Below are 1202 nucleotides of genomic sequence, written 5' to 3'. Positions count from 1 at the left end.
CGTTCGGCCTCACTGCGGCAGCTCGTCGTCGTATTGCGGTTCAACCCCAGCCGCCGCGGCGCGCTCGATAAAGCTCTCCACCCATACCAGCAGCGTTTCGCACTCAAAACCCTGTCTCGGATCAACGCCGAAATGCGACGCGATGGCTCGCACCGTGGTTTCCCAGCGGTCCTTGCGAACGATGGCGCCATCTGCTCGCCGCTCGTAGTCCTCGGGCTTGGCGTCGCGGAACTGCGGCATCCGGAAATCTTGCTCGGTCACAGGTCTTTGCATTTGTCGTCCCTCTCACTACGGCCACCAGGCCGAACAGGTTGCTCAAGCGGAGCGCCGCACGGCCTCCGCGTTTGGGTTACTCGGTCGCGGGCGCCCGCTTAGCGCCAGCGTTAGGCCCCGCAAGCCCTGCGAATTGCCATCACAGCATCAGCGGCGGCAGTCCGCTCGCGACCGCTGCGGCCCATCGCGTCCGCGTATGCCGCGCAGCAAGCCGTAACCCAGCGCTCGCGCTCTGCGGCCACGGCTGCATCAATCGTGGCCTGGTCGTACAGCGGTTCAAGCAATGCGATCAATTTCGCGGCACCGCGCGCCTTGTGCCTGATCTCGGATGGCGACCAGTAAACAAACAAGTCGCGCCCATACTGTTCAGTCGCCTCTTCGTCGCGGAGTCTGTAGGCGACGGGCCTAACCCCTCCCTCAAGCGGAGCCACAACAGCAGGTTCTGCCTGTGGTGCGCTTGCAGCTTCGGTGGTGTTTGTCGTGTTGCTCATGCTGTTGTGTCCCGCTTAGGTCGCACGTTAGGCCGCAGCGCATTCCACGCCGCGATCAGCGCTGCTTCAATCTCATGCAGGCGCCCCATCAGCTCTACGGGCTTCAGGCCGTAGCTCTTCAGCCTGTACCAGTGGCCACCCGCCTCGCCGGTTACTTCGACCTCGGCGCTTTCCCATGCGCCATCTGGCGCGTTGCAGTCCTCTATGCGCCAGGGTTGGACGACAACTTGCATAGGCTTGCCGTCGTTGCATTCGCACTCTCGGGCTGGGATCGCGCTGCGCTTATAGGCGTACCAGTCGCAGCCATTGCCGTCGTGTCGCAAGCTGTTTGGTGCCACTCGGAACCCCTGCGCGATTAGCCAGGTGCGCAACTCGTCGCATCCAATCAGCGGCCTAACAGGTCGCTCAACTTGACCCGCCACGGCCTGGTTGTCTGCG

The 1202-nt window shown here is 63.3% G+C and carries 3 protein-coding genes; all 3 read right to left on the bottom strand.

Annotation, left to right across the window (positions count from 1 at the left end; genetic code table 11):
• Positions 1-9 precede the first annotated feature (9 nt).
• Complete coding sequence (locus tag ACOVRJ_RS17200) at positions 10-261, bottom strand: hypothetical protein (RefSeq protein WP_422045061.1); 252 nt, start codon at positions 259-261, stop codon at positions 10-12.
• Positions 262-383: 122 nt separating this feature from the next.
• On the bottom strand, positions 384-764 hold the full coding sequence (locus tag ACOVRJ_RS17195) for a hypothetical protein (protein ID WP_422045060.1): 381 nt from the start codon (positions 762-764) through the stop codon (positions 384-386).
• The coding region (locus ACOVRJ_RS17190) for a hypothetical protein (RefSeq protein WP_422045059.1) at positions 761-1202 on the bottom strand (442 nt) is incomplete at its 5' end. The genes ACOVRJ_RS17190 and ACOVRJ_RS17195, both read right to left, overlap by 4 nt.

Source organism: Roseateles sp. (genome assembly GCF_049240545.1).
In the GTDB taxonomy this organism is placed as follows: domain Bacteria; phylum Pseudomonadota; class Gammaproteobacteria; order Burkholderiales; family Burkholderiaceae_C; genus Paucibacter_A.
This window is presented reverse-complemented; position numbering and strand designations above follow the sequence as displayed.

Excerpts from the sequence above, each read along its gene's own strand:
- ACOVRJ_RS17195 (WP_422045060.1), bottom strand. The coding sequence starts at position 764 with ATGAGCAACACGACAAACACCACCGAAGCTGCAAGCGCACCACAGGCA.